The organism is Sinorhizobium sp. RAC02 (assembly GCF_001713395.1).
Taxonomy (GTDB): domain Bacteria; phylum Pseudomonadota; class Alphaproteobacteria; order Rhizobiales; family Rhizobiaceae; genus Shinella.
This window is the reverse complement of sequence record NZ_CP016450.1, coordinates 902,729-928,297: the sequence shown is the minus strand read 5'-3', so window position 1 is coordinate 928,297 and position 25,569 is coordinate 902,729. Positions and strand designations below refer to the sequence as shown.

At 62.8% G+C, this 25,569-nt stretch carries 20 protein-coding genes and 2 pseudogenes; 12 read left to right on the top strand and 10 right to left on the bottom strand.

Features of this window, described 5'->3' with window-relative positions; all coding sequences use genetic code 11:
• Nucleotides 1–308: 308 nt before the first annotated feature.
• From fumC to BSY16_RS04345, 3 genes are all read left to right on the top strand, one after another.
• Nucleotides 309–1,700, top strand: coding sequence for a class II fumarate hydratase (gene fumC / locus BSY16_RS04355; RefSeq protein ID WP_069058539.1), 1,392 nt, complete (start codon nt 309–311; stop codon nt 1,698–1,700).
• Nucleotides 1,701–1,869: 169 nt separating this feature from the next.
• Nucleotides 1,870–2,940, top strand: a complete 1,071-nt coding sequence (locus BSY16_RS04350; protein ID WP_069058538.1) for a GGDEF domain-containing protein — start codon at nt 1,870–1,872, stop codon at nt 2,938–2,940.
• 314 nt (nt 2,941–3,254) lie between these two features.
• A complete protein-coding gene (locus BSY16_RS04345) occupies nt 3,255–3,902 on the top strand; it encodes a L,D-transpeptidase (RefSeq protein WP_069058537.1) in 648 nt (215 codons plus the stop codon).
• A gap of 7 nt (nt 3,903–3,909) precedes the next feature.
• On the opposite strand, the gene BSY16_RS04340 is transcribed toward BSY16_RS04345, so the two are convergent.
• The 4 genes from BSY16_RS04340 to BSY16_RS04325 all read right to left on the bottom strand — a co-directional run bounded on the left by BSY16_RS04340 (nt 3,910) and on the right by BSY16_RS04325 (nt 6,746).
• On the bottom strand, nt 3,910–4,689 hold the full coding sequence (locus BSY16_RS04340; protein ID WP_286157180.1) for a M15 family metallopeptidase: 780 nt from the start codon (nt 4,687–4,689) through the stop codon (nt 3,910–3,912).
• Nucleotides 4,690–4,693: 4 nt separating this feature from the next.
• A complete protein-coding gene (locus BSY16_RS32665; protein ID WP_069058536.1) occupies nt 4,694–5,080 on the bottom strand; it encodes a hypothetical protein in 387 nt (128 codons plus the stop codon).
• Nucleotides 5,081–5,157: 77 nt separating this feature from the next.
• Nucleotides 5,158–5,766 (bottom strand): pyridoxamine 5'-phosphate oxidase family protein, encoded by a 609-nt coding sequence (locus BSY16_RS04330; RefSeq protein WP_069058535.1) that lies wholly within the window; start codon nt 5,764–5,766, stop codon nt 5,158–5,160.
• 71 nt (nt 5,767–5,837) lie between these two features.
• The gene (locus BSY16_RS04325) at nt 5,838–6,746 is read right to left on the bottom strand and encodes an alpha/beta hydrolase (protein WP_069058534.1); all 909 of its coding nucleotides are present in this window, start codon (nt 6,744–6,746) and stop codon (nt 5,838–5,840) included.
• 48 nt (nt 6,747–6,794) lie between these two features.
• Here BSY16_RS04325 and BSY16_RS04320 point away from each other — a divergent pair.
• Nucleotides 6,795–7,275 (top strand): annotated as a pseudogene (locus BSY16_RS04320) (MarR family winged helix-turn-helix transcriptional regulator).
• Here BSY16_RS04320 and BSY16_RS04315 read toward each other — a convergent pair.
• From BSY16_RS04315 to BSY16_RS04305, 3 genes and pseudogenes are all read right to left on the bottom strand, one after another.
• On the bottom strand, nt 7,272–8,483 hold the full coding sequence (locus BSY16_RS04315) for a low temperature requirement protein A (protein WP_069058533.1): 1,212 nt from the start codon (nt 8,481–8,483) through the stop codon (nt 7,272–7,274). The pseudogene BSY16_RS04320 and the gene BSY16_RS04315 sit on opposite strands and share 4 nt — an antisense overlap.
• A 171-nt stretch (nt 8,484–8,654) precedes the next feature.
• Nucleotides 8,655–10,479 (bottom strand): annotated as a pseudogene (locus BSY16_RS04310) (monovalent cation:proton antiporter-2 (CPA2) family protein).
• Nucleotides 10,480–10,535: 56 nt separating this feature from the next.
• Nucleotides 10,536–10,910 carry a gamma-butyrobetaine hydroxylase family protein gene (locus BSY16_RS04305; RefSeq protein ID WP_069058532.1) on the bottom strand — a complete coding sequence of 125 codons (375 nt, stop codon included), beginning with the start codon at nt 10,908–10,910 and terminating at the stop codon, nt 10,536–10,538.
• Nucleotides 10,911–11,110: 200 nt separating this feature from the next.
• Here BSY16_RS04305 and moaA point away from each other — a divergent pair, with 200 nt between their 5' ends.
• Both moaA and BSY16_RS04295 read left to right on the top strand, forming a co-directional pair.
• Nucleotides 11,111–12,097, top strand: a complete 987-nt coding sequence (gene moaA / locus BSY16_RS04300) for a GTP 3',8-cyclase MoaA (RefSeq protein ID WP_150130022.1) — start codon at nt 11,111–11,113, stop codon at nt 12,095–12,097.
• 22 nt (nt 12,098–12,119) lie between these two features.
• Nucleotides 12,120–12,755: a DUF1176 domain-containing protein gene (locus BSY16_RS04295; RefSeq protein ID WP_069058530.1), complete on the top strand. Its 636-nt coding sequence runs from the start codon at nt 12,120–12,122 to the stop codon at nt 12,753–12,755.
• A gap of 92 nt (nt 12,756–12,847) precedes the next feature.
• Here the strand turns inward: BSY16_RS04295 and BSY16_RS04290 are convergent, their stop codons facing one another.
• Nucleotides 12,848–15,391 carry a methyl-accepting chemotaxis protein gene (locus tag BSY16_RS04290; RefSeq protein WP_069058529.1) on the bottom strand — a complete coding sequence of 848 codons (2,544 nt, stop codon included), beginning with the start codon at nt 15,389–15,391 and terminating at the stop codon, nt 12,848–12,850.
• A gap of 376 nt (nt 15,392–15,767) precedes the next feature.
• Between BSY16_RS04290 and BSY16_RS04285 the strand changes: the two genes are divergently transcribed.
• From BSY16_RS04285 to mobB, 3 genes are all read left to right on the top strand, one after another.
• A complete protein-coding gene (locus tag BSY16_RS04285) occupies nt 15,768–16,673 on the top strand; it encodes a DMT family transporter (protein ID WP_069058528.1) in 906 nt (301 codons plus the stop codon).
• 73 nt (nt 16,674–16,746) lie between these two features.
• Entirely contained in the window at nt 16,747–17,382 is a 636-nt protein-coding gene (gene mobA / locus BSY16_RS04280; RefSeq protein WP_069058527.1) for a molybdenum cofactor guanylyltransferase MobA, read from the top strand.
• The gene (gene mobB, locus BSY16_RS04275) at nt 17,379–17,894 is read left to right on the top strand and encodes a molybdopterin-guanine dinucleotide biosynthesis protein B (RefSeq protein ID WP_069058526.1); all 516 of its coding nucleotides are present in this window, start codon (nt 17,379–17,381) and stop codon (nt 17,892–17,894) included. Before mobA ends, mobB begins: the two co-directional genes overlap by 4 nt.
• Before the next feature lie 102 nt (nt 17,895–17,996).
• Here mobB and BSY16_RS04270 read toward each other — a convergent pair whose 3' ends face one another.
• Nucleotides 17,997–20,072 (bottom strand): OmpA family protein, encoded by a 2,076-nt coding sequence (locus BSY16_RS04270; RefSeq protein WP_069058525.1) that lies wholly within the window; start codon nt 20,070–20,072, stop codon nt 17,997–17,999.
• 156 nt (nt 20,073–20,228) lie between these two features.
• Nucleotides 20,229–22,505: an OmpA family protein gene (locus tag BSY16_RS04265; RefSeq protein WP_069058524.1), complete on the bottom strand. Its 2,277-nt coding sequence runs from the start codon at nt 22,503–22,505 to the stop codon at nt 20,229–20,231.
• A gap of 337 nt (nt 22,506–22,842) precedes the next feature.
• Here BSY16_RS04265 and BSY16_RS04260 point away from each other — a divergent pair, with 337 nt between their 5' ends.
• The 3 genes from BSY16_RS04260 (at nt 22,843) to BSY16_RS04250 (ending at nt 25,426) form a co-directional block, all read left to right on the top strand.
• Nucleotides 22,843–23,625, top strand: a complete 783-nt coding sequence (locus BSY16_RS04260) for an ABC transporter substrate-binding protein (RefSeq protein ID WP_069058523.1) — start codon at nt 22,843–22,845, stop codon at nt 23,623–23,625.
• A 170-nt stretch (nt 23,626–23,795) separates the two neighbouring features.
• Nucleotides 23,796–24,599, top strand: coding sequence for an ABC transporter permease (locus tag BSY16_RS04255; RefSeq protein ID WP_069058522.1), 804 nt, complete (start codon nt 23,796–23,798; stop codon nt 24,597–24,599).
• A complete protein-coding gene (locus BSY16_RS04250) occupies nt 24,596–25,426 on the top strand; it encodes an ABC transporter permease (protein ID WP_069058521.1) in 831 nt (276 codons plus the stop codon). The genes BSY16_RS04255 and BSY16_RS04250 overlap by 4 nt, the downstream gene beginning before the upstream one ends.
• The last annotated feature ends 143 nt before the right edge of the window (nt 25,427–25,569 follow it).

Here is a 25,569-nt window from a genome sequence, read left to right as displayed (position 1 = left end):
AAACAGCTCTCCGGCAATAAAAAAGCACAAAAAAACGAATGCGCGCTTGTGTTGGAAAAAGCACAGCAGGAAAGACGCCTCCCGCCCCTCCCTGCCACCCGTCGTGGCCTAATCGATTTTAACCGAAAGTCTTGTCCCTGCGGGCATTCCGCCCCTTGCAACCCGGTCGCAGATGGGCCAGAGAATTGCGCGATTTCGCGCCAGCGCGGGCCTCCCTGGATAGCCCGCGCTCGCCCGGCCTGCCGCGCCCCATGCGGCGGCATCGCCGGCGGCAGGACGGAACGCATGGGCTTTAAGCGGGAAGCACAATGACATCGACGCGCACGGAAACGGATACATTCGGCCCCATCGAAGTGGACAACAGCCGCTATTGGGGCGCGCAGGCCCAGCGCTCGCTCGGCAATTTCAAGATCGGCTGGGAAAAGCAGCCGCTTTCGGTCGTGCGTGCGCTCGGCATCGTCAAGCAGGCCGCCGCCCGCGCCAATGCGGAACTCGGCCGTCTCGACCCGGCGTTGGCCAAGGCCATCACCGAAGCCGCGCAGGAAGTCATTGACGGCAAGCTCAACGACCATTTCCCGCTCGTCGTCTGGCAGACCGGCTCGGGCACCCAGTCGAACATGAACGCCAACGAGGTTATCTCCAACCGGGCGATCGAAATGCTCGGCGGCGTCATGGGTTCCAAGAAGCCGGTGCATCCGAACGACCACGTCAACATGAGCCAGTCGTCGAACGACACCTATCCGACGGCCATGCACATCGCCTGCGCCGAGCGCATCGTGCACGACCTGCTGCCGGCACTGAAGCACCTGCATGCCGCACTCGAGGCCAAGGTGAAGGCCTTCGATCACATCATCAAGATCGGCCGCACGCACACGCAGGATGCAACGCCCCTCACCCTCGGCCAGGAATTCTCGGGTTATGCCGCGCAGATCGCCTCGGCGATCAAGCGCATCGAACTGACGCTGCCGGGCCTGTGCGAACTCGCCCAGGGCGGCACCGCCGTCGGCACCGGCCTCAATGCCCCGGTCGGCTTTGCCGAAAAGGTCGCCGACCATATCGCAAAAATCACCGGCATCGACTTCAAGACCGCACCGAACAAGTTCGAGGCGCTTGCCGCCCACGACTCGATGGTCTTCTCGCATGGCGCCATCAACGCCGCCGCGGCAGCGCTCTTCAAGATCGCCAACGACATCCGCTTCCTCGGCTCCGGTCCGCGCTCGGGCCTCGGCGAACTGGCGTTGCCGGAAAACGAGCCGGGCTCGTCGATCATGCCGGGCAAGGTCAACCCGACCCAGTGCGAGGCCCTCACCCAGGTCTGCGCCCAGGTCTTCGGCAACCATGCCTCGCTCACCTTCGCCGGCAGCCAGGGCCATTTCGAACTCAACGTCTTCAACCCGCTGATGGCCTACAATTTCCTGCAGTCCGTCCAGCTCCTCTCGGATGCCGCGATTTCGTTCACCGACAATTGCGTCGTCGGCATCGAGGCGCGTGAGGACAACATCAAGGCGGCGCTCGACCGTTCGCTGATGCTCGTCACGGCACTCGCGCCGAAGATCGGCTACGACAACGCCGCCAAGATCGCCAAGACCGCGCACAAAAACGGCACGACGCTGCGCGAAGAGGCCGTCGGCGGTGGCTATGTCACCAACGAAGAATTCGACGCGGTTGTACGCCCTGAAAAAATGATTATGCCGGGTTGAGGTAGAATTTTCGAATATTCCAGCCGAGAAGGCCCCAGATCATTGGATTTGCGGCCTTTTTTGATTCCTGGCTGCCGCTACGGAACGCACAACTGTTAATCATTCCCAAAGCATTTTCGCTTTATTTTGCGGGTCGGGAGCCAACATGATGAAATCAGGAGCAGCCGAAATGAACACGGCCGTTGCGCAGAAGGTCCAGGTGCCGGATATCGCCGCGCAGGTGACCTATGCCATGCGCGTAATGGGTATTTCTCCAATTCCGCGGAACTACGAGCTGTTCTATGAGGCCTATATCGGCTCGAACCCCAAGCTGACCCGCGAACTTGCAGCCCTTGGCAGCAAGGCCTCGCAGGAAGAGCTTGACGAGATCGGTACGCAATATTTCGGCCATCACCACGGCGCGACCGCCATCGACTGCGTACACTCGAAGATCGTCGGTGAGCTGGAAGGCCTGCTTCGCCTGCTCAAGCAGGAACAGACCTCGCTCGAAAGCTACAACCGGCTGCTCGACGAAACCTATGGCCGCATCACCGGCAAGAACGCCGCCAGCGTCGACATCATCAAGAACGTCATCGGCGTGCTGACGCAGGCGACCGGCGACACCATCAGCCAAGGCAAGGAGATGGTGGAGAACGTTGCGCAGAAGTCGATCGAGATGGACAACGTGCGCAAGGAACTCGACGAGTACAAGCGCATCGCCAACACGGATTCACTGACGCAGCTCTCCAACCGCCGCGCCTTCGACGACAGGCTTTCCGCCATCTACAATTCGTCGATGTCGCACAACGTCACCGCGCTGATCCTTGCCGACATCGACCATTTCAAGAAGATCAACGACACCTACGGCCATCCGGTCGGCGACAAGATCCTCGCCTCGGTCGGTAGCCTCATCCGCGCCAATGTGCGCAAGGACATTCTCGTTGCCCGCACCGGCGGCGAGGAATTCGCGATGATCGTCGAGGGCAACACCGAGGAAGAGGCGATGGCGATCGCCGAGCGCATCCGCATCGCGCTTGAGCACACGCCGTTCAAGAACTCCAAGACCGGCGTCAACTATGGCCCGATCACCATTTCGCTCGGCTTCTGCATGGCGTCTTGGGCGGAAGGTCCGGGCGAGCTCTACTCGAAAGCCGACATCGCGCTCTATTGCGCCAAGAACGGTGGTCGCAATCGCACCATGGCGTTTGAGGACGGCATGAAGAAGGATTTTGCCAAGAGCTGGCTGATCTATCGCAAGTAAGCGGCAGCCCGCTTTTGCAGACGCGGCGCCTTCGGGCGCCGTTTTCGTTTGCGGCGGAACCGTGACGGCCGTCGTGCGTTATGAGGCACGGGAGGAACGTGCCATGCAAACCGGATTTCTTGAAATGACGATGATCGCCGCCCTGATGCTGAGCAGCCTGGTCTGGATTCAGCCCTTCTGACGATCGTCAGACACCCGGCGGCCCCTGTTCCCGCCGGAACATCCCGCCAGACGGCGATGTCCTAGAAAGTCCCCATCAGAGAACACCGAGCCGGGCATGAATGCACCGGCCGCTCCAGACAGGGACCAGGACAATGAAAAAGCTCGCTATCGCCCTCCTCGCAGGTCTTCTTTCCACCGCAGGCAGCGCCTTTGCCGCCGACAACGCCATCGACCCGATCGAGGTCGCTTCGCTCTCGTCTTCCGCACAGAAGACAGGTTGGCTGCAGGTGCTCTCCGGCGGCAAGCCGGTCGCATCGGAAAAGAAGATCGCCGCCGTTTCCCGCGCGCCGATCGCCCGTGAACTCGTCGCCTTCGACGAGAAGGTCGCGCCGGGCACGATCATCGTCGACAATTCCGAACGCCGCCTCTACCACGTGCTCGGCGACGGCATCGCCATGAAATACGCCGTCAGCGTCGGCCGTGACGGCTTCATCTGGACGGGTTCGGAAAAGGTCACGCGCAAGACCGAGTGGCCGACCTGGACACCGCCGGAAGACATGCGCGCTCGCGAAGCCAAGAAGGGCAAAATCCTGCCGGTCTCGATGAAGGGCGGCCTCGACAACCCGCTCGGCTCGCGCGCCATCTATCTCGGCTCGACCATCTACCGCATCCACGGCACCAACCAGCCGTCCTCGCTCGGCAAGGCGCAATCGTCCGGCTGCATCCGCATGGCGAATGAAGACGTGGAGCACCTCTATACCCAGGTCACGAAGGGCGCGACGGTGATCGTTCGCGACTAACCCGCAATCAGCGGCAGGCGGAAGCGCCTGCCGCTTTCGCTATGGCGATCAGTTCGGGCCGGTACTCGAAATGCATCGTATCGTAGTGGTACCAGCGCCCGCCCCAGACGAAGCCGTGTTTCTCGAAGATCGCGATGATCTCCAGCGGGTACTTGTTGGCGTATTTCGGCACCTTGCCCGGCTTGCCGCCGGACCAGACCCAGTAATCCGCAAACTTCGTGTTGAGATCGAGAGCCGCGCCAAAACTGTGCACCGACATGTTCTGCGCGCCGGACACCTTGCGCCAGTTGAATGTCCCGGCCGAGGGCGTCAGGTAACGCTTCAGCTCCGGCTTTGCCGCAAGCTCGTCGCGCACCTTCTCGAGCGCCGCAGCAGCCCCTTGCCGCTTCGTCACGCGCAGCGTTTCGCCGAACCATTTGACCGGAACGAGGTCGGCCTGAACGGCCTTCGCCGATTGGCCATAAAGACGCATCATCAAAGGATCGCTGCGGATGCGACCGGGGTCGAAATCGACCTCCGGCTTGGTCTCGCAAGCGCCCAGCGGATAGATCTGCCGAAGGCTGTCGTCGACATCCCCGTTGGCGAGTGCCGTCTGGTGGTCCTTCGTCCGGCCGTCATCGATGTCGAGCGGCGGACCGCCGTCCTTGAAGACAAGCCTGTTGCCTTCGATGCCGGCGAGGCTTTCCGGATAAGCCTCGACCAGCAGCTTGAGACGGCTCGCAGAGTCAGGCTCTGCCGCACCGACAGCGGAGACGGCCAGGAGGCAAGCGGCAATCGCTACGAGCAAACCGTTAATCGACTGAGATACTGATATAGTCGCCTCCCGCGCCACGCCAGATTTCGACGTGGATGCGCACGTCGCCGTCCAGCAGGCGGCGCGCGGCCGCGCCCTCGATGCGACCGCTGCGAAGCATGCGTTCGGCAAGCTCCCGGTTGCGTGCCGAAGCGAAGAAACCGTCGATGTCATCGCCGGGCTGGCGCACACCGAAGCGGTGGACATTGGCGCGATCCTGCCGGATCACCTGCCAGGGCTGCGTCAGACGCTCGTTGCTGGAATTGTAGAGGTCGTCCTGGCCGATATAGGCGCTATAGCTCTCGATCAGCTCGTCCGCCCTGGCAACGCCGCCCGAAACAGCAAGCACCGCGGCAACAGCCGCCGCAAAAAGTCCTGTCCGCATTCCTTACTCCGCTCTCAGCTTTCGCCGTTTACAATCAATGACAAGACGGGCCGAGGCGGCGGAATATTCAGATCCGCCTACCACATGCTCTTGGCAGCACGCCCCGGCCATTCCCGATCATAGGCAACACCGTCAAACCCCTTCTTGGCAGACGCGAGCATCTGCCCGACGGTCGGCAGGCAGGCGGTATCGCGAAACTTCTCCGGGTTCCAGAGGTCGGCGCGCAGCACCGCACGGGCGCATTGCGAATAGACCTCCTCGATCGTGATCACCACGACGGAGCGCGGGTGCCGGCCGTCCATCTCGAAGCGCTCGGTGATGGCCTCGTCGATACGCACCACGGCGCGGCCGTTGAGGCGCATGGTGGTGTTCGAGCCTGGAATGAGGAACATCAGGGCGACGCGTGGGTCGCGCACGATGTTGGAGAGGGAATCAATGCGGTTGTTGCCGCGCCAGTCGGGCAGCATCAGCGTGCGCTCGTCCTCGATGTGAATGACGGAGCCGGCATCACCGCGCGGTGAGCAGTCGAGCCCCTCCGGTCCCACGGTGGCGAGCGCCATGAAGGGCGAGGCCTCGATCATCGCGCGGTATTCCGGTAGCAGGAAATTCGTCACCTTGACGAGCGAGGCTTCGCCCGGTTCGCCGTAAAGCGCGTTCAACTGGTCGACCGAGGTGACGATGGTCATGCATTTCTCCTGTGCTCTGCTCCTTGCGGCGCATCGCACCCTCGCATGACAGGTTCATGACGAAAAGCCCGTCAGGCGGCGATGCGCCGCCCGTCCTCCGAAAAGAAATCGACAATGCGGTCGATCACCGGCTCAGCGGAAACGATGCGGCGGTGGCCAAAACCGTTTGCCCATTCCAGCGTGACATTCGACCCGGCGGCGGCGTAGCGCCGCGCATGCATGGCCGGCACCTCCTTGTCGTCCTCCGCATGGATGACCAGCATCGGCGTGTTGAGGCGCCCTGCCCCGTTTGCCGCATCGAAGGCCGAAAGCGGTGCGCCGGCGATACGCTCGACGTGATCTTCCAGCGCGACCTGGGCCTTGGCGCCGAGTTTCAGGTAGCGGCCGAGATCCTTGAACAGCCACGACATTTCGCTCGGCGAGCCGATCGTCACCAACCGGCGCGGCCGGTGCGCGGGCACGTACGGTACGAGGCCACTGGCGGCACAGGCCAGCGACGCGCCGCCGAAGGAATGGCCGCAGAAATAGTCGAAGCCACCGAAGCGCTGCCAGGCTGCGTCGATCGCCCGAACCGCCATCGGCAGTGTCAGCGTGCGCCCCCGAGACGCGCCGTGGCCCGGCAAATCGAGTGCCACGACTTCATGCCCCGCCGCAACAAGGCCTTCCGTCAACGCGGAAAGATAGGCCGCCTGCGAGCCCCAGCCATGCACGACAAGGACCCGCCCCGCAAAAGCCTCGCAAGGGCGAGCCGCGAAACGATGGGCAACGGCCGTGCCGCCGGCAAAGGAGAGTTCGACGCGCTGCGCCTGCCGCATCCACCCTTCGGAGCGGGCGAACAGTTCCCTCTCCTTGGCGGTGCGCGACCTGCGGCCGGGCGTCGTCGCAAAGAGACGGAAAGCGGCGCGGCCGGCCGCCGCGGGAGAGACGGCAGCGACGCTCGAAAGCGCGAGCCGGATGACCTTCAAGCCAAAGGATGCCATAGTGGGAATCCATCAAAAATGTTCAATGCTGAACAATAAAGTACAACGATGAACAAAAAGCAAGCCTTTCCCTGGGATCATCCGCGCTTTCGCAGCTGGATCGGCGTGGCGCGCGCCTGCCAGCTCATGCAGCAGACGATGACCAAGGCGATCGCAGATCTCGACATCAAGACGCCGCATCTCGACATCCTGATCAACCTCTATCGGTTCGACGGCATTTCCCAGCAGGAGCTTGCCAGAAAACTGCTCGTCGGCCGCTCGAACATGAGCATGTTGCTGCCGCAGCTCGAAAAGCGCGGGCTAATCGAACGCAAGCCTGATGCGAAAGACAAGCGCGTGCTGCGCCTCTCCCCTGACTGAGACCGGCCGCGACCTCACCGAGGATGCGATGACCATTCAGACCGGCATGATCGATCGTATCCTCTCCCAGACCCCGGCCGATCGATGCCTCCAGGTCGCCGAGGCCATGGAGGACCTGATCCATATTCTCCAGACGATGGAGACGGATAGCGAACCGGACGACCTCTAGACCTGGGCGAGATCGTCCGCCCGCGTCGACTTCAGCGACAGGAACTCCCATAGCGCAACGCCGAAGAGCACGGCGGCGGCGGCCATGAAGAGCTGGTAGGGTTCGACGACGGGCACAACTATGGAGAGGCAGAGCAGCACAGCAATGCCGACGAGGTGCGAAAGGGGCGAGCGCCCGCGGATCGCCGCCTTGAACCAGATGTTGCCGGCAAGGAAAACGACCGGTCCACCGATGATGGCGCTTGCCGTCTTGAAATCGACAGGACCATGCGGATGCGCCAGCGCGAACTCCTCCGCCACCGCCGACAAAACGATCCCGGCAACGATGGGGATATGGGCATAGGTGAAGGCCATGCGCGCGATACGGCCCGGGGTTGCCGAATGTTGGATCAGATGCGCCGCCTCGCCATGGCCGAAACGGAAGTAGATCCACCACATCGTCGCGGTCGACAGGAAAGCCACCGCAAGCAGGATGATCGTAAAACCGTCGAGCAGTTCCATGCCGGCGACGGTGCGCCCGGTCACCAGAATGGTTTCGCCAAGGCAGATGATGACGAAGAGCGCGCAGCGTTCCGCCATATGTTCGCCCGAGACCTCCCAGTCGCTCACTGTCGAGCGCCCGAGGCCTGGGACGACGAAGCCGAGCGCTGGCGAAAGATAATCGATGCCGAGCGCGATGAGCCATAGCACCAGCCGCGCCTCGTGCTCGACGAAAGCGCCGGCAAGCCAGAAAACCGCGGAAAACAGCGTCCATACGGTGATACGGGTGAAGTTGAAGCTGTTTTCCGGCCAGTCGCGCCGCATCACATAGGCGGTGAATGCCGAGCGGCCGACCTGCATGGCAACGAAGGTCAGCGCGAAAAGAAGACCGCCCTCGCCGAAGGCCGTCGGAATGGCGATCGACAGCATCAGGCCGAAGAACATCAGCACGAAGAGCAGGATGCGCACCGGCGCCTTGTCGGGATCGAGCCAGTTGGTCGCCCAGGTCGTGTAGATCCAGACCCACCAGACCGCCAGCATCAGCACCGCCGCCTCGACAAGGCCGGTCGGCGAATAATGCGCCGCCAGCGAATGCGAAAGCTGGATGATCGTCAGCACGAAGACGAGGTCGAAGAAGAGTTCGGCAAAAGCCACCTTGCCTTCCTTCGCCGTGCCGCGGGCGCGCAGGCAGGCGGATTCGGCAAAGCGTTCGTCGTTCGTCGCCGTCATCGCGGCTCCTTTCGCGTTAAGCCAAGGGCGTTCAAACCGCCGGTCGAATCATTCCAGAGCACTGCGACCGCGGCACGTAGGCATGAGAAGAACACGACCGTGTCATAGCTGGAAGTCGGTTTATTAGAAATGACGCATGCCGAACGATGTGGCTACAGCAAGTGTGTCGCGTCAGCTGGCCTCTTCCTGCGTGAGGCGTTGCCGTTCTTCCGCTTCCGCCCGCTCCCGGGCCGTGCGGGCTGCGACGAGATCGGCCGGCTGGGCATTGCCGCGGATAAGCTGGCGGCCGGCATAGATGCCGCCGATCGTCTCGAGCTCCAGCCGTTCGCGGTCGACATCGCGGAATTCCTCCACCACTTCGGCGGCAAGATCCTCGTCCTCTCCCAACGCTTTCAGCGTTTCGCGGCTGAACACCATTGCTGATTCAAAGGTTTCGCGAATCTGGAAATCGACGCCGGCATGCACGAGGTCGATGGCATGGCCACGGTCATAGGCGCGGGCAAGCAAGGGAACGAGCGGGAACTCATCCTTCACCACCTCCGCGATCTTCACCGCAGCCGCCTTGTCGTCGAGGCAGATCAGGATCGCCTTGGCGGTCGCCGCACCTGCGGCATGCAGGATGTCGATGCGCGAGCCGTCGCCGTAATAGACCTTGAAGCCGAAATCCGCAGCGTCGCGCACGAATTCCGCATCCTTGTCGATCAGCGACAGCGTATAGCCCCGTGCCCAGCAGCGGCTGGCTGACGATCTGGCCGAAACGGCCGAAGCCGATCATCAGCACCGTGCCCTCGACATTTTCCGGCAGCGTCAGTCCCTCGGTCGATGGCTGCTGCTTTGGCACGACGCGGTCATGGAGGATGACCATCAGCGGCGTCAGGACCATCGAGATGATGATCGTCGCCGTCAGGATGGCGTTTTCCTCGCCGTTGAGAATGTCGGCGGCTACCGCTGCCGCATAGAGCACGAAGGCGAATTCGCCGCCCTGTGCCATCAGCACGGCGCGCTCCAAGCTTTCCGCATGGCAGGTGCCGAGCAGGCGGGCAACGACATAGATGAGCAGCGTCTTGGCAACCATGTAGCCGATGACGCTCGCCACCACGAGCTGCCAGTTGGCGGCAATGACCGTCAGGTCGATTGCCATACCGACGCCGAGGAAGAACAGACCGAGCAGGATGCCGCGAAACGGTTCGATATCCGCCTCCAGCTGGTGGCGGAAGGACGATTCGGACAGCAGCACGCCGGCGAGGAAGGCGCCCATGGCCATCGACAGGCCCGAGACCTGCATGGCGAGCGCCGAGCCGAGCACGACGAGCAGCGCCGCCGCCGTCATCACTTCGCGCGCGCCGGAGGCGGCAAGGATGCGGAAGAGCGGGTTGAGCAGGTAGCGCCCCGCCAGCACCAGCGCCACGATCGCCCCTATGGCGATGCCGATCGAAAGCCATCGGTCGGACGCATCCGTCGCCGCCGCGCCCGTGCCGAGCAATGCCACGATGGCAAGCAGCGGCACGATGGCAAGGTCCTCGAAGAGCAGGATCGCCACGATGCGCTGGCCCTTCAGCGTGGACATCGTGCCCTTCTCCTGCAGCATCTGCATGACGATGGCGGTGGAGGTCAGTACGAAGCCGGTGCCGGCAACGAAGGACGGGATGAGCGGAAACCCGAAGGAAAGGCCAATGCCGGTCAACGCCGCCATGGCCCCCATGACCTGGATCGCCCCGAGCCCGAAAATATCCTTGCGCATGCCCCAGAGCCGCGACGGCTGCATTTCAAGGCCGATGATGAACAGGAACATCACCACGCCAAGCTCGGCAACATGGATGATCGCCTGTGAATCGGCAAAGAAACCGAGCCCGAAGGGACCGATCGCAAGCCCGGCCGCGAGATAGCCGAGTACGGAACCCAGCCCGATCTTCTTGAAAATCGGCACCGCAGCGACACCCGCCGCCAGCAGCACGACAACCTGCGTCAGATCGTTTGCATTCGCTTCTGCTGCCAAAGGACATCTCCCGTTCGGTTCTGGGTGGACGCTACCTCGGCAGGCAGGCCAATCTTTTATCGCGGCTTTTCTGACATATCGCGGCTCATGCCCTTCTCCGCAAGCTCGCGCTCGTAGTCTGCGAAGAGGTCAGCGCCCTTTTCCCCGAGTTCCCGGAGATAGGACCATGTGAAGATGCCGGTATCATGAAAATCATCGAAGCCGATGCGCACGGCGTAATTGCCCGTCGGTATCATGGAGATGATCGCGACATTGCGCTTGCCCGGCACGGTCAGCTTCTGTCCCGGCCCGTGGCCCTGCACTTCCGCCGACGGCGACAGCACACGCAGCATTTCGGCAGAAAGGTCGAAGCTCGCGCGGTCGTTGAAGGTCACGACGAGGCGCTGGCGATCCTTCGAGACACGCAGTTCGGTCGGCCAGAGATCGCTCATGGCATGCCCTTTCCCATAAGAATTCGTGAAGGACTATGCCGCAAGCCGGGGATGTGCAAGGCTGAAAATGCTGTCATAATCGCCGCATCGACTTGAAGTTTCGCCCCACGCGCACGACATGTCGGTAAGGAGGACGTGGTTTGAACTCGTATGCTGGCCCCTGGAACGGCGCGAACGCCATCGCGCAATCCGACGCACCGATGATCGATCCCTTCGGGCGGGCGATCACCTATCTGCGCGTGTCGGTCACGGACCGCTGCGATTTCCGCTGCACTTATTGCATGGCGGAAAACATGACCTTCCTGCCGAAGAAGGATTTGCTGACGCTCGAGGAGCTCAACCGGCTCTGTTCCACCTTCATCGCCAAGGGCGTGCGCAAGCTGAGGCTGACCGGCGGCGAGCCGCTGGTCCGCAAGAACATCATGTATCTGGTGCGCGAACTCGGCCGCCATGTGCATGACGGCCAACTCGACGAGTTGACGCTGACGACGAACGGCTCCCAGCTTGCAAAACATGCAGCCGAACTTGCCGATTGCGGCGTGCGCCGCATCAACGTCTCGCTTGACACGCTCGATCCGCAAAAATTCAAGTCGATCACCCGCTGGGGCGAGCTTTCCAAGGTCATGGAAGGTATCGACGCCGCGCAGGCGGCCGGCCTGAAGATCAAGATCAACGCGGTCGCCCTCAAGGGCTTCAATGACGGCGAAATCCCGGACCTGATGCGCTGGGCACATGGCCGCGGCATGGACCTCACCCTTATCGAAACCATGCCGATGGGCGAGATCGAGGAAGACCGCACCGACCGCTACATGCCGCTGTCGGAAATGCGCGACCGCCTCGCCGAAGAATTCACCCTCACCGAAAACGCCTACCGCACCGGCGGCCCGGCTCGGTACGTCACGGTCGAAGAGACCGGCGGCCGCCTCGGCCTCATCACGCCGATGACGCATAATTTCTGCGAAAGCTGCAACCGCGTCCGCCTCACCTGCACCGGCACACTCTATATGTGCCTTGGCCAGAACGATGCGGCGGACCTCCGCCTGCCCCTGCGCGCCGCCGAGGACGATGCCCTGCTCTCTCAGGCGATCGACGAAGCGATCGGCCGCAAGCCGAAGGGCCACGATTTCATCATCGACCGCCGCAACCGCCCGGCCGTCGCCCGCCATATGAGCGTCACCGGCGGCTGACCCGCCAAAAACCGAGGTTCGGGTGAAGTTCTTTCTCGCGGCGCTGCTTTGCGCCATCCTCCCCGCCGTCACGATGGCCGCCGAACGTCCCCAAGGCATCGCCGCGGCCGAAGCCGTTGCCAAGGCCGCCTTCGGCACGGACTGCGACATGAACGGCATGCCGGAAGTGCCGATGGCCGAGCCCGATGGAGAAGGATACGGCCATTCGGTCTACAGCTTCTCCTACAAGCCCGACTACGACCCCAATGGCCCCGACGTTCAGGTCGAGGTCTACCAGCTCTTCTGCGGCTCCGGCGCCTACAACATCCGCCACGCCTTCGTGCTGAAGAAGAGCGACGACGAGTCCCTGAAACTTGCAACCTTTGCCACGCCCGATCTCGACTACAGCTACGCCGACGAGGAGATGAGCAAGCTGAAGGCCGATCCGAAGGTGCGCGGCTTTCGTGCCACCGGCCTGCTGGTGAACGCTACCTTCGACCTGGAAAAACGCACGATCACCAGCCACGCCGCCTGGCGCGGCATCGGCGATGCCTGGGACAGCGGCGAATGGGTGTTCCGTAATGGCGACTTCATCCTGACCCGCTTCGAGGTCGACCCGACCTACGGTGACCCGGATCCGGCGGCGGAAAGCTACGTCGTCTACGAGGTCGCAAAATAGCGGTGCCTGCGGGACGACGGAAGAGCGGCAGCGAACAAGAAAAAAGGCCGGGTAAAAACCCGGCCTTTTTGATGTCAGAGGAGTTTTCCGACCTACGCTGCGTAGTGCTGACCGTAGGAGCCGCCCTGCCGCATATCGAGATCGCGGGTCTTGAAGTGGTCGATCTTCTGGTTGAGGCTTTGCACCCGACGGCGCAAGCCGTGGATTTCGGCGGTGTTCTCCTCCACCATCGCGGCATTCTGCTGGGTGATAAGTTCGACCTGATGCACCGCCCGGTTCACCTCGTTGATGCCTTCATACTGGGCGGCGGCAGCGGCCTCGATCTTGCCGACCAGACCATGGATCGACGAAATGTGCTCGTTGATCACCGAAAGCGCCTCGCCGGTCTCGGTGACGAGCGCGACGCCGTTGCGTACCTGCGTCGAGCTGGCGGAGATAAGGCCCTTGATCTCACGGGCGGCACCCGCGCAGCGCTGGGCAAGCTCGCGGACTTCCTGCGCGACAACCGCAAAACCGCGACCCGCCTCACCAGCGCGCGCTGCCTCGACACCGGCATTCAGTGCCAGCAGGTTCGTCTGAAAGGCGATCTCGTCGATGACGCCGATGATCGTGCTGATCTTTTCCGACGAGCGGTTGATCTCGCCCATGGCGTCGACCGCCTTCGCCACGACCTCGCCGGAGCGCTTGGCATAGCTGTGCGTCTCGTCGACCGAAACCGCCGTCTTCTGGGCACTTTCGGCCGTCGAGCGCACGATGTCGGTCAGCTGGCGGAGCGCTCGCGAGCTTTCCTCCAGCGCCGCCGCCTGCTGCTCCGTGCGACGGGCAAGATCGTCTGCCGATGCGGCCAGATTGTCCGTGCCACCGTTGATCTCCATCGTCGTGGCGCGGACGTCCGAAAGGGTCAGGCGCAACGCTTCCACGGCATTGTTGTAGGTGCGGGCCATGGCGACATATTCGGCAGCGAGAGCCTCCGTCATGCTTTCTTCGAGATTGCCGGCCGCAAGCTGGCCGAGCACGTCGGAGAGCGCAGTGAGCGCCTCGGTCTGTTCCGCCTCGATGCGGGCGCGCTCGCTGGCGCGGCGGGCCTGCTCTTCGGCCGTCAATTGGCGCTGGGCCTCTGCCTCGTGCTCCAGCCGCACGTTTTCGCGCGCCGCGTCACGGAAGACGGCAACTGAGCGCACCATGTCGCCGATTTCGTCTCCGCGGTTGCGGCCGTCTATGCTGATGTCGAGATCGCCGCTGGCAAGCCGCGACATAGCCTCGGTCACGCGCTTCAGCGGACCGCGCAGCGTCTCGACCAGCATCAGGCCACCGATGATGGCAAGCAGCGTGCCGGCAACCATGGCGATGAGCGAGACGTTTGCCGACCGCTGACTATCCGCCTTGCCGGCCTCCTGTGCGGTGGAGACGAACTGTTCGAGAGTGGTGCTGGCATCCGCGACCGAGGCATAGGCGGCAGAGCGCGCGGCCTGCCATTTCTCCCCGACGGTGATGAGGTCCTGCGTGCCCTTCTCGATGCTGGCAAGCGATGGCGCCAGCTTTTGCGAAAGGTCGCGCAGCGCCGCATTCTTCGTACCAAGCTTGGCAAGTTCGGCAGCACTGGTCGCAACGGCCTTCACGTCGGCGAGCACCGCATCGCGGCTCCCCTGGTCGAGCTTACGGTGCAGTTCGCTGATATGCAGGCGGGTTTCATCGATGCCCTTGAACGTATCGCCCATCAGGGTGATCAGCGTCTTCAGGAGGCCGATCTCCGCATCCATGCCGACAAACCGCTTGGCGGCGGTATCGGAGTTCTTGCCCGCTTCCTTCAGGAAGTCGGCATCGAATTTCGTGAGCTTGGAGAGCACCGACATGAATTTCGTCTTCTTGCTCTCCGCGTCGTCGGTGCCGGCAAGAATCTCCTTGATCTTGGCGACTTCCACCTCGAACGGCTTGATCTGCCCCAGGGCCTTCGTCGAGGCGATCGCCTTGGATTCATCGAGTTGCTTCAGAAGCTGCGGCAGATAGGTTTCGGCCGCCTTCACCTTGTCCTCCGGCTTCATCGCCAGCGCGACGGGCTTGCGGAACTTGCCGATGCGTTCAGCAAGCCCCTGATAGGCGGCGGCATCAAAAAGCAATGCCTTGGCAAAGGCTTCCTTCTCGCCCGATTCACTGCGGATGACGCCGATCTGCTTTTCGGCAAACGCGCCGTCCTTGGCCATTGCCGCCAGCGCGCCCTCAAGCGCTGCCGTCACGGCATTGCGTTCCTGGTCGATCGCCCACAGCGTTTCGGCCTGGCTGCGCATCGTACCGGCAAGTGCCACGACCGAGGCAATCTTGGCCTTTTCGGCGGCATCCGGCAGCAGCGCATCAAGATCCTGGATCCCCGCCTCCTGCTCGTCGATCCGGGCGCCCAGCGCATCGCGGGTGTCCTGGCCCGGCCGGTCGGCAAAATCCTGCAATCCGGTGCGCAGGTTCTGGAAGTGCGACAGGCTGTTGATCGTCTCGCGGGTGACCGTCATGTGACCGTTCAGCGTACTCGCGGTGAAATAGCCGACGAGGCCGATGCCCGCGATCAGCGCGACGAGAGGGATGACGAACAGCAGCACCTTGGTGACGATGCGGCGCTGCTGGAGCAGGCGGTCAATGAAGGACATGGGTTCCCCGACGTTTTTTTAACGACCAAGATCCCTGCGGGTGTTCCTCAAAGCCGAAGCGGCCGCTGAAGCTCGTCGTTGCGAGCGCGGCCGGCCAGATGGCATGTCGGGGCTTCGGCCGATCCCACACCGGGCGGCCTGCCCTCACCCGTCGCATCATGCGATCGTTCATTGGGATGCCGCAACGATAGGTGGGGAAACTTAAGGAAGTCCTTCGGGAAAACGGCAGAAACTCAGCGTGTTGCGCCCAGCTGGCAGGGCTTCATGCCCAATATTCGCCCATCCGCTGCTTCCTTCGGCACAGACCCTGTTTGTTCCGATGGCATACGGCACACAATCAGCCTATGAGAGTGCATACAGGCTTGGAATCATCCGCATGAATCTCACCGGAAACGCCAGGGGCGCTCTGTTCATGGCCATCGCCATGGCGGGCTTCACCTGCAACGATGCCCTCGTCAAATCCGTCACCGCGACGATGAATACCGGCCAGATCCTCTTCGTGCGCGGTCTGATGACGACGGTGCTTGTCGTCGTCATCGCCCATTGGATGGGCGCGCTCCGCTCCTGGCGGGTGATCCTGCAACCTGCCGTCATGCTGCGGCTTGTGGCCGAAATCTTCGCGTCGATCGCCTATGTGTCCGCGCTGGGGGCCATGCCGCTCGCGAACACCGCGGCGATCCTCCAGGCGCTGCCGCTCGCCGTCACGCTGGGTGCCGCGCTGTTTCTCGGCGAAAAGGTCGGCTGGCGGCGCTGGCTGGCCATCACCGCTGGCTTCGCCGGCGTGCTCATCGTCATTCGCCCGGGTCCGGAGGGATTTTCGCTGGCGGCTGCGTATGTGATCGCGTCCGTTGTCGGCGCGGCGGCGCGGGATCTTGCGACGCGGCAGATCAACAGCGACGTGCCCTCGCTTTTCGTCAGCGCCGTCACGTCTGCCACCATCACGCTCACAGGCGCCGCTCTGATCGAGCCGATGGGCGGCTGGCAGCCGATGTCCGCGGAAACATTCGGCCGGCTCGCCGTAGCGAGTGCACTGCTTCTCATCGGCTATCAGGGTATCGTCAGCGCCATGCGCTCCGGCGAGATCTCCTTCATCGCCCCCTTCCGCTATACGAGCCTCCTCTGGGCGATCGCCATCGGGTTCCTGTTCTTCGGCGAGTTGCCGGACCTCTGGATGACGGTCGGCGTCGCCATCATCGTTGCCTCGGGCCTCTACACCTTCTACCGCGAAAACCGCCGCAGCGCGGCGGCCGTCGCCCAGGAGTCCAAGCCGGAATCGCCCTGACGTCGGAAAGGGTTGCGACCGGCGCCTTCACCGACTAGACCGGATGGCGAGGGATACCGGCAATAGGAATGAGATGGTACTGGCGCATGCGATACCGGGCGTGATCCTAGCCGGAGGCCTTTCCTCCCGCATGGGACAGGACAAATCGCGCATCCGCCTCGGCGGCACCGCACTCATCGATCGCGCCGCCCGGCGGCTGCGCCCGCAGGTCTCCACCGTCGCCGTCAATGCCAATGGCCCCGTGCTCTTCGAGCGTGGCCAGGAACTTCCGGTCTTTGCCGACCTCGATGCGGCCCGCGCCGGGCCACTTGGCGGCGTGCTGGCCGCGCTTGACTACGCGCGCCGCGATCATCCGGATGCCAGCCACGTCGTAACCGTTCCAACGGACAGTCCCTTCTTCCCGACCGACCTCGTCGCCCGGTTTTCCCGCGTCATCGACGCGCCGGACCGCATCGCCGTTGCGCGCTCGGCAAGCGGCCTTCACCCCGTCTTCGCCCTTTGGCCGGTGGCGCTTGCCGCCGATCTTGCCGACTGGCTCGCAAGCGGCGGCGCCCTGCGCGTGCGCAGCTATCTCGAGCGCCACCAGGCGCGCGAAGTCACGTTCCCGCTGATCGAGACGGCGCGTGGCGATTTCGATCCCTTCTTCAACATCAACACGCCGGGCGATCTCGACGAAGCGGAAAACTGGCTTTGGATAATGGAACGATGACGCGACCGAAAATTTTTGGCATTGCCGGATGGAAGAATTCTGGCAAGACCGGCCTCGCCGTCCGCCTGGTGACGGAACTGGTCGCGCGCGGCTACCGCGTCTCCACGATCAAGCACGCCCATCACGACTTCGACATCGACAAGGTCGGCGCCGACAGCTACCGCCATCGCCAGGCCGGCGCCTATGAGGTGACCATCGTCTCCGGGACCCGCTATGCCATCATGCACGAATTGCGTGGTGCTGCCGAACCCTCCTTCGAGGAAATCCTCGCCCGCCTCGCCCCTTGCGATCTCGTGCTGATCGAAGGCTACAAGCGCGAACCGATCCCGAAGATCGAGGCTCGGCGCCTCGAAGCCGCCAACCGCACGCCCCTTGCCCCCGAAGATCCGCATATCGCCGCCATCGCCGCGGATCACCCGGTGACGGACACGACGCTCCCCGTCTTCGATCTCGACGATACAAAAACCATCGCCGACTTCGTCGTCGCGGTCACCGGCCTGGGGGAAGGCTGAGCGCACGGCAGGCCCACGTTTTTCCACCGCATGACGGCATTGCCAAATACCAAAAGGCCGCGGGGTTTCTCCCGCGGCCTCGTTTGTTCGATACGTCGTTCCTTACTCGGCCATTGCGACCGGCTTTACCAGCGGGGTCACGCGGCGGATCGTGACGCGGCGGTTGAGCTGTTCCGCACTCTCCGTCTCGATCTTCAGGTAGCGCTCGCCATAACCCTGCGTCGCGAGGTTTTCCGGCGCGATGTCGTAGACGTCCGTCAGAACGTTGGCGACAGCCTCGGCGCGCTCGTCGGAGAGCACGAGGTTCGATTCGTCCGAGCCGACGGCGTCCGTATGCCCCTCGATAAGGAAGGTTTCGCCTGGATCCTTGTCGAGGATCTCGTTGATCGCATCCGCCACCTTGCGCAGCGACGACGCCTGGTTCATCGAAATCTCGGAAGAACCGGTCGCGAACGTGATCGTATCGAGGTCGATGCGACGCACCTTGTCGCGGATACGCGCGGAATACTTGACTTCATCCAGCGTGTAGACCCTTTCAACGGGCTCCACCGGCGGCCGGTCGAGGAACTCGCGATAGTCGTGACGATCCTCGGCGGACGTGTCGATGATATAGTCGTCGACGGGAATGGTCAGGCGCATCGGCGGAAGGCGCTCGCCGGGATCGACGAAGGTCGGCCGACTGTCGCGATCGATTTCCGGCGCATAGAACATCACATATTCACGGCCGGCACTGTTGATGCGCGAGCGCTGGATGACCTCACCGTAGCGGTTGCGGATCGTAACGACCCGGTCGCCGTTCGGCCGTATGATGACTTCGCGAACGCGGCCGTTCGGCAGGTCCTCGAAATAGGTTTCCGCCGCACGGCGTGACAGACGACCGCCATCGTCCGAACGCACGATGACACGGTCGCCGAAGTTGATCACGAAGCGGTCTTCCACTTCGCGCTCGACGCGCCAGCCATCACGATCGGCATAACGCGGACGACGGTCACGGCGTTCGCCCCGCTCGCGCTCGGCCGGTTCGTACTCGACGCGATCGCGGTCCTTCCAGCCGATCTGGGCGTCCCGGTCGGATTCAGGAACACGGACATCGGCATTGCGCCGTTCTTCCGCACGCTTGCGGCGACGTTCCTCACGCGACGAGTCCCGGCGATTATCCGATTCTTTGTCGCTGTCGAGCACAGCCGCACCATCGATGAACGGTAGTTCGATCGTGTCCGTCGTCTTGGAGGGATCCCTGGCAATCCGTTCACGGCCTTCGTCGCGCTTGCGACGGCGCTCTTCGCGAACCTTCTCCCGGGCTTCCTGCTGTTGCTCGTCGACCTCGGCCTCACGCTGCTTCTGGCGACGCTCTTCACGCGCCTTCAGCCGCTCTTCCTGCTGCTGTTGTTCACCTTCAGCCTCGCGCTGCTTCTGGCGACGTTCTTCGCGCGCCTTCAGCCGCTCGTCCTGCTGCTGCTGTTCGCCTTCCGCCTCGCGCTGCTTCTGGCGGCGCTCTTCGCGCGCCTTCTGGCGATCCTGCTGCTGTTGCTGCTCGCCCTCAGCTTCACGCTGCTTCTGGCGGCGTTCTTCACGCGCCTTCAGCCGCTCTTCCTGCTGCTGCTGTTCACCTTCAGCTTCGCGCTGCTTCTGCCGACGCTCCTCGCGCGCCTTCTGCCGCTCTTCTTGCTGCTGCTGTTCGCCTTCCGCCTCGCGCTGCTTCTGGCGGCGCTCTTCGCGCGCCTTCTGGCGATCCTGCTGCTGTTGCTGCTCGCCCTCAGCTTCACGCTGCTTCTGGCGGCGTTCTTCGCGCGCCTTCAGCCGCTCTTCCTGCTGCTGCTGTTCACCTTCAGCTTCGCGCTGCTTCTGGCGACGCTCTTCACGGGCTTTCTGACGATCGCCCTGCTGTTGCTGCTCGCCCTCAGCCTCACGCTGCTTTTGGCGGCGCTCTTCGCGCGCCTTCTGACGATCCTGTTGTTGCCCCTCGTCGCCCTGTTGCTCCTCACGGGCCTGCTTGCGTTCGCGCCGCTGACGGCGCAGTTCTTCCTCGGAAAGATCGCCTTCGCTTTGAACGGTAATGACGTGCGGCACGCCCTCGGAGACGAATGCGGGGCGCATCACCGCCGCCTCCACCGGTTGCCAAACCAGCGACGCGAGCGGCAAAGCCACCGTTGCCAGAAGTGTTGTTCTCTTGCCCATTGGCGTTTCCTCGTTGCCAGTTATGCCGGCGTTGAATCAAGTTTTGCAGGCGAATTTGTGTTGTTGCTACGCTAATCCATCGCAGATGAATCCGCGCTGAACAGGACATGGCCGCCGGTCACGCCGACGGCCATGGTGAAACGCACGAAGACGCGATCAGTTCGCTTTCGCCATAGGACGCACCAGCGTCGTGACGCGACGAATGGTGACGCGGCGGTTCTGCTGTTCGGCCACGTCGGTGCGTACTTTCAGGAAGCGCTCGCCGTATCCCTGCGTCTGGAGGTTTTCCGGCGGGACGCCGTAAACCTCGGTCAGCAGGCTCGCAACCGATTCGGCGCGCTCGTCGGACAGCACGAGGTTCGGCTTGTCTGCGCCGACCGCGTCGGTATGGCCCTCGATGAGGAAAGTCTCACCCGGATCCTTGTCGAGCACCTTCTGCATCGCCTCCGCCACGCTGCGTAGCGTGCGCGCCTGCGACATCGGCACTTCGGCGCTGCCCGTCGCGAATGTAATCGTATCGAGGTCGATGCGGCGCACCTTGTCGCGCAGACGGGCCGAGTGTTTCACCTCATCGATCGAATAGACCCGCTCCACGCGCTCGACAGGCGGCTCGGAGAGGAACTCGTAGAAATCGCGGTCCGGCTCGCTCGACGTGTCGATAATATAGTCGCTGACCGGAATGCGCAGACGCATCGGCGGCAGTTCGTATCCGACATCGACCAGACCAGGACGCGGCGCATCGCCTTCAAGTTCCGGTGCATAGACGAGGATGTACTCCCTGCCGTCCCGGCCGACCCGCGAGCGCTGGATGATATCGCCGTAGCGATTGTAGATCGTTACGATGCGTACGCCGCCGGGACGCGTGATCGTCTCGCGGACGCGGCCCCGGGCGAGGTTGTCGTAGAAAACCTCTTCCGAATCGCGGCGCAGACGCGGCCGGTCGTCGCCGCGCACGATCAACTGGTCGCCGACCTCCAGCACCGTGCGGTTTTCAATCCGCTCGATCACATTGACCTCGGTGACGCTGTTATCGATCGTCGTGTTGTCGACCGTCGTGTTGTTGACGGTATTGTTGTTGACGATCGTATTGTTGATCACCGTGTTGTTGATGATGTTCGTCGTCTCGGGCATGGCGAAGTCCGGTGCCTTCTCGACCCGCTCGCCGTCCTCGTTGATGGCCGCCTCGATCTTGCCGGGAACGGCCTCGCGGACCTCCTCGGAGATTTCGGCCTGGGCGGAATCATCCGATTCCGGCACCGGCACTGCCTCGTCCTGTGCACGCAATTCCTCGCGCTGCTTGCGACGGTCCTCGCGACCCTTCCGGCCACCGGCCTTGTCGGCGTCCTTGTCGCTGTCGAGCACCGCGGCACCGTTTTCGACCGGCAGAACGACCGTCTCGTCCGTCTTCGACGGGTCTTCGGCGATTTCCTGCTTCTGTTCTTCCGTCAGCGTCTCCACGACCGGCTCTTCGACAGGCGTTTCGCCGGTCTCGGCGGTCGCAGGCTGATCCGTACCGGTTTCGGCCGGCGTTTCCTCAACGGCAACGGCTGGCTTCTCACGCTCTTCGGCCGCGGGTTGTTCGCCGGTCGTGGTTTCCTCGGTAATGCCGTCCTGTTGCTGCACAGGCTGCTCGGCCTGCTGTTCCTCGGCCGGCTTCTGTTCTCCGGCAGCATTCTGTTCGTCAGCTTGACGCTGCTGCTCTTCACCGGCCGCACGCTGGGCTTCTTCTTCCGCAGCCTTCTGTTCGGCCGCGGCTTTCTCAGCGTCTTCAGCGGCCTTCTGTTCCTCAGCCTGGCGCTGCTGCTCTTCTCCAGCAGCACGTTGGGCTTCCTCTTCGGCAGCCTTCTGTTCGGCCGCGGCTTTCTCAGCGTCTTCAGCGGCCTTCTGTTCGTCAGCCTGGCGCTGCTGCTCTTCACCGGCAGCACGTTGGGCTTCCTCTTCGGCAGCCTTCTGTTCGGCCGCGGCTTTCTCAGCGTCTTCAGCGGCCTTCTGTTCGTCAGCCTGACGCTGCTGCTCTTCACCGGCAGCACGCTGGGCTTCCTCTTCCGCAGCCTTCTGTTCGGCCGCGGCGTTTTCAGCGTCCTCGGCGGCCTTCTGTTCGTCGGCCTGACGCTGCTGCTCTTCACCAGCAGCACGCTGGGCTTCCTCTTCGGCAGCCTTCTGTTCGGCAGCGGCGTTTTCAGCGTCCTCGGCGGCCTTCTGTTCGTCGGCCTGACGCTGCTGCTCTTCTTCGGCGGCGCGCTGGGCATCATCCTGCTGTTGTTGCTGCTGTTGCAGAAGCAGGTCTTCCTCGCTCGGCTGCCCTTCGCCGGTATTTTCCTGCGCAACCTCGAACGGTTTCATCAGCGCGTCTGCGAGCGTCGGCGTCGCGATCAGCACCGTCGACAGAACCGGCAGCGCAACGGTTGCAAAAAGTTTGGAGCGGAAAGTCATCGTTTAATCCTCACGGTGTCCCGTCTTTTCATTTGCGGCCCACACGGCTCTTCCGGCCGGTGCGCGAACCCTTCACAATCCACTCAAGGCCTAGCCAGGAGTATATTAACCTCACCTGAATGACCTTGGATGAGGCACCAGATAGGCCTCTCCCTCAGCCCGGCCAGAGGCGGGGCATGAAATTGTCGGGGAAACCGGGCGGAAAAGCGGCGCGAAACCAGTTGATTTTTTGGCAAAAAACGGTCGATTATCCGGCCCAAGCGGGCAGGCCTGCCCGCTTCACATCAAGGCCCGGACAATAAGAAAAACCGGAGAGCCTTTAACAGAGAGGATCACAATGCGTATTTCCAAACGTTTCACGCTCGCAGCTTCGGCTGCGGTCATCGCCCTCTTCGCATCGTCCGCGATGGCTGAAGGCGAGAAGATCGTGATCGGCACGGAAGGCGCCTACCCGCCCTTCAACAACCTCGAATCCGACGGCACGCTGACCGGCTTCGACGTCGACATCGCCAAGGCGCTCTGCGAGGAAATGAAGGCCGAGTGCACTTTCGTCACGCAGGACTGGGACGGCATCATCCCGGCGCTCATCGCCAAGAAGTTCGACGCGATCGTCGCCTCCATGTCGATCACCGCTGAGCGCAAGGAGAAGGTCGACTTCTCCAAGAAGTACTACAACACGCCGCCGGCCATCATCGTGCCGAAGGATTCCGAGATCAAGGAAGCAACACCTGAAGCGCTGGCCGGCAAGGCACTCGGCGCGCAGGGCTCGACGACGCATTCCAACTATGCCCAAGCGCATATGAAGGACGCCGACATCAAGATGTATCCGACGGCTGACGAGTACAAGCTCGACATCGCCAACGGCCGCATCGATGCCGCCATCGACGACGTGGTGGTGCTGTCCGAATGGCTGAAGACCGAAGCCGGCGCCTGCTGCAAGCTGCTCGGCACGCTGCCGATCGACCCGGTCATCAACGGCGAAGGCGCCGGCATCGCGGTCCGCAAGGGCGAAACGGCGCTCGCCGACAAGCTCACCGCGGCGATCGCGGCCATCCGCGCCAGCGGCAAGTACCAGGAAATCAACGCCAAGTACTTCCCGTTCGACGTCTATGGCGACTGATACGCGGCCACATCTGTGTCATGCGGGTTTTTTCTGACCCCATCACCAGAATGCACGGGCGGGAGGGCTTGCTCTCCCGCTCCTTTTGTTTGAGAACTTGCACATAAGAAAAGACAGGCGCAGGAAGCGCTTGAACAACAAGCGCAAAGCGCATCGGGGGTTCTTCTGGCATGAGCGGGTTCTTCACCGCCATCGTCGAGGCGGTAACCGCATTTATCGGGATCATCGATCCCTTTTGCGGGCCGGTCGGCATCTTCAATCTTTTCCTGGGCAAGACGCTCCTGGCGTGTGGTGCTGCCGGCTGGGGCGACGAGATCGCCTTCGGGTTCCTGGTGACGGCAAGCCTCGCCATCGCGACCCTGCCCGTCGGCCTGCTGATGGGCTTCTTCATTGCGCTGGCAAAGCAGTCGGAAGAAAAGTCGCTCAGACTTTCGGCCAATATCTACACAACGCTCTTCCGCGGCCTGCCGGAACTGCTGACGCTGTTCATCGTCTATTACGGCCTGCAGATCCTCGTGCAAAACCTCGTCGCCGCGATGGGATATGATGGCACGATCGAGATCAATGCCTTCTTCGCCGGCATGTTCGCGCTCGGCCTTGTCTTCTCGGCCTATTGTTCGGAAGTGCTGCTCTCCGCCTTCAAGGCCATTCCACGTGGCCAGTATGAGGCAGGTTACGCGCTCGGTCTCCACGAGGGCCGCACCATGCAGCTCATCGTGTTGCCGCAGCTGATCCGCGTCGCCCTGCCCGGCCTCGGAAACCTGTGGATGGCACTCCTGAAGGACACTGCCCTCGTCTCCGTCATCGGCCTGCCGGACATTCTGCGCCAGACGGGCATCGCGGCACGCGTCACCAAGGAAGCCTTCCAGTTCTACACCGTCGCCTGCGCGCTCTTCCTCATCCTTGCTTTCCTTTCGTCGCTGGTCTTCTCCAGCATCGAGAGCTGGGCCAAGCGCTCGGAGGTCGCGCGATGAGCTACGTCACCACCCTCATCCCGCCGCAAGCCGCGCCGCCGGCTCCGCCGAAGCCCTTCACCGCCAGCCGCTTCTTCGGCAACATCTTTATGGGTGTGTGGCTGGCGCTTGCCATCGGCATCTTCCTGATGATCACCGGCGGTTGGGATCCGGAAAAATTCGCGAAATACGGGCCGAACTACCTGTCCGGCCTCGGCGTCACGCTGCTTCTGGTGGGGCTCTCGGTTGCGCTCGGCGGCCTTATCTCGCTGCCGCTCGCCTTCGCGCGCATGTCGAAGAACCCGGTCCTCTCCTGGTTTTCCTACGGCTATGTCTATTTCTTCCGCGGCACGCCGCTGCTGATGCAGTTGTTCCTCATCTATTACGGCCTCGGCAGTTTCTCCGCCGAGCTCAAGGCCTGGGGCCTGTGGTGGTTTTTCCGCGATGCGTGGAACTGCGCGCTTTTGACCTTCACGCTCAACACTGCCGCCTATCAGGCCGAGATCCTGCGCGGCGCTATCGAGAGCGTGGGGCGCGGTCAGCATGAGGGCGCAGCCGCCCTCGGCCTGCCGAAAAAGGTCGCCTTCTTCAAGGTCATCCTGCCACAGGCGCTGATTGTGGCGTTGCGCCCCTACGGCAACGAGATCATCCTGATGATCAAGGGATCCGCCATCGTTGCCATCGTCACGGTCCTCGACCTGATGGGCGAAACCCGCCTCGCCTTCTCGCGCACCTTCGACCCGCAAGCCTATCTGTGGGCCGCGCTGATGTATCTCCTCATGGTGGAGCTGCTGCGCAATCTCTGGGCCTGGCTGGAAACCCGCCTGACCCGCCACTTGAAGCGCTGAGACCCCTGGCAGCACTCATCGATGGGTGCTGCCAAATACCTGATTTAAAAGAAATATTCTCGTTGCGGATCAGAAATTAACATTTCGGTAACCCTGCGAGCGCTCAATTATAGGGACCATCATTCACCACGCAATGAGGTCGC